The organism is Velocimicrobium porci, assembly GCF_009696045.1.
GTDB lineage: Bacteria > Bacillota > Clostridia > Lachnospirales > Lachnospiraceae > Velocimicrobium > Velocimicrobium porci.
Map to the genome: position 1 here is coordinate 1 of NZ_VUMT01000055.1, position 3043 is coordinate 3043.

1 rRNA gene is annotated in these 3043 nt (G+C 50.4%); it reads left to right on the forward strand.

Going from position 1 to position 3043, the window contains the following annotated elements:
- The first annotated feature begins 130 nt into the window (after positions 1–130).
- Positions 131–3026, forward strand: a 23S ribosomal RNA gene (locus FYJ58_RS14480).
- Positions 3027–3043 lie beyond the last annotated feature (17 nt).

A 3043-nucleotide genomic window follows, 5' to 3' on the forward strand; every position in this document is an offset into this window, starting at 1 on the left:
GTACCTTGAAAACTACACATTGAAGAAGTAAATCATAGAGATATGATTTGCCAGACATCCATAAAGTAAAAAGAAACAATTTTACCGAAAGCAAAAGAGATGTAACGCTAAACATCAAGAAGAACCAAAAGGTCAAGCTACAAAGAGCGCAGGGTGGATGCCTTGGCACTAAGAGCCGAAGAAAGACGTGATAAGCTGCGAAAAGTCACGGTGAGGAGCAAATATCCATTGACCCGTGAATGTCTGAATGGGGAAACCCGGCAGAGCAAACCTCTGTCATCCATACGCCAATCCATAACGTATGGAAGGGAACCCGGGGAACTGAAACATCTAAGTACCCGGAGGAAGAGAAAGAAACATCGATTTCCTGAGTAGCGGCGAGCGAAAGGGAAAGAGCCTAAACCGGATTGCGTGCAAACCGGGGTTATGGACCGCAAGAAGTGAGCGAGCGGATAGAAGAATGGTTTTGGGAAAGCCAGCCAGAGAGAGTGAAAGCCTCGTATTCGAAATCTTAACGTAGCGAGCGGGATCCAAAGTACCACGAGACACGAGAAACCTTGTGGGAATTGAGGGGGACCACCCCCTAAGGCTAAATACTACTTAGTGACCGATAGAGCATAGTACTGTGAAGGAAAGGTGAAAAGAACCCCGGGAGGGGAGTGAAAGAGAACCTGAAACCCTGTGTTTACAAGCTGTGGAACCTCTTTATATGGGGAACCGCGTACTTTTTGTAGAACGGTCCGGCGAGTTATTCTTACTGGCAAGGTTAAGGACGTAAAGTCTGGAGCCGAAGGGAAACCAAGTCTTAAGAGGGCGTCAAGTCAGTGGGAATAGACCCGAAACCGGGTGATCTACCCATGGTCAGGTTGAAGTTGCCGTAAAAGGCAATGGAGGACCGAACCCACATCCGTTGAAAAGGGTGGGGATGAACTGTGGGTAGGGGAGAAATTCCAATCGAACTCGGAGATAGCTGGTTCTCCTCGAAATAGCTTTAGGGCTAGCCTTGTACGAGTCTAATGGAGGTAGAGCACTGAATATCCTAGGGGGCGTCAAAGCTTACCGAAGATTATCAAACTCCGAATGCCATATAGATGCTGTACAGGAGTCAGACTACACGAGATAAGTTGGGTAGTCGAAAGGGAAAGAGCCCAGACCACCAGCTAAGGTCCCAAAGTACGTGTTAAGTGGAAAAGGATGTGGGATTTCGAAGACAACTAGGATGTTGGCTCAGAAGCAGCCATACATTCAAAGAGTGCGTAATAGCTCACTAGTCGAGAGGTCCTGCGCCGAAAATGTCCGGGGCTAAAACACGACACCGAAGCTGTGGAATTGTAGTAATACAATTGGTAGAGGAGCATTCTTAGGTCGGCGAAGCAGTACCGGAAGGAGCTGTGGAGAGCTAAGAAGAGAGAATGCCGGAATGAGTAGCGAGATAGAAGTGAGAATCTTCTAGGCCGAATATCCAAGGTTTCCAGAGTAAAGCTGATCTGCTCTGGGTAAGTCGGGACCTAAGGCGAGGTCGAAAGACGTAGTCGATGGACAACAGGTTGAGATTCCTGTACCTTGTGTAAACAGAACTGTGGGGACGCAGAGAGAAAGCGAGAGCCGGGAAAGGAAAGACCGGTACAAGCGGGGTATCCGTGAGGTAGGCAAATCCGCCTCATAAGGAGAAGACGTGACGTGGACTGAAAATAGAAGTAGGGAAGCTCGTGAGCTAGCTGCCAAGAAAAGCCGCTATTGTTTTGCACAAGCCCGTACCGTAAACCGACACAGGTAGATGAGGAGAGAATCCTAAGGCCGACGGGAGAAGCATTGTTAAGGAACTCGGCAAAATGACCCCGTAACTTCGGGAGAAGGGGTGCCTACGAAAGTAGGTCGCAGAGAATTGGCCCAAGCAACTGTTTAGCAAAAACACAGGTCTATGCGAAACCGAAAGGTGAGGTATATGGGCTGACGCCTGCCCGGTGCTGGAAGGTTAAGGGGAGGACTTAGACGTAAGTCGAAGGTTCGAACTTAAGCCCCAGTAAACGGCGGCCGTAACTATAACGGTCCTAAGGTAGCGAAATTCCTTGTCGGGTAAGTTCCGACCCGCACGAAAGGCGTAATGATTTGGGCACTGTCTCAACAATGCACCCGGTGAAATTGAAATACCAGTGAAGATGCTGGTTACCCGCGCCAGGACGGAAAGACCCCATGGAGCTTTACTCTAGTTTGATACTGGGATTCGGTATTGCATGTACAGGATAGGTGGGAGGCTTGGAAGAAGTGACGCCAGTTGCTTCGGAGCCATTGTTGGGATACCACCCTTGCAGTATTGGATTTCTAACCTGCAGCCGTGACCCGGCTGGGGGACAATGTCAGGCGGGGAGTTTGACTGGGGCGGTCGCCTCCGAAAGGGTATCGGAGGCGCTCAAAGGTTCCCTCAGAATGGTCGGAAACCATTCGAAGAGTGCAAAGGCAGAAGGGAGCTTGACTGTGACACCGACGGGTGGAGCAGGTACGAAAGTAGGACTTAGTGATCCGGTGGTATAAAGTGGGATTGCCATCGCTCAACGGATAAAAGCTACCCTGGGGATAACAGGCTTATCACTCCCAAGAGTTCACATCGACGGAGTGGTTTGGCACCTCGATGTCGGCTCATCGCATCCTGGGGCTGTAGTAGGTCCCAAGGGTTGGGCTGTTCGCCCATTAAAGCGGTACGCGAGCTGGGTTCAGAACGTCGTGAGACAGTTCGGTCCCTATCCGGCGCGGGCGTAGGAAATTTGAGAGGAGCTGTCCTTAGTACGAGAGGACCGGGATGGACGAACCGCTGGTGTACCAGTTGTTCCACCAGGAGCATAGCTGGGTAGCCAAGTTTGGACGGGATAAACGCTGAAGGCATCTAAGCGTGAAGCCCCCCTCAAGATAAGATTTCCCATAGCGTAAGCTAGTAAGACCCCTGAGAGACGATCAGGTTGATAGGGCAGAGGTGGAAGCATGGTAACATGTGGAGCTGACTGTTACTAATCGGTCGAGGGCTTGACCAAGGAAAGAGGTTGCAAGA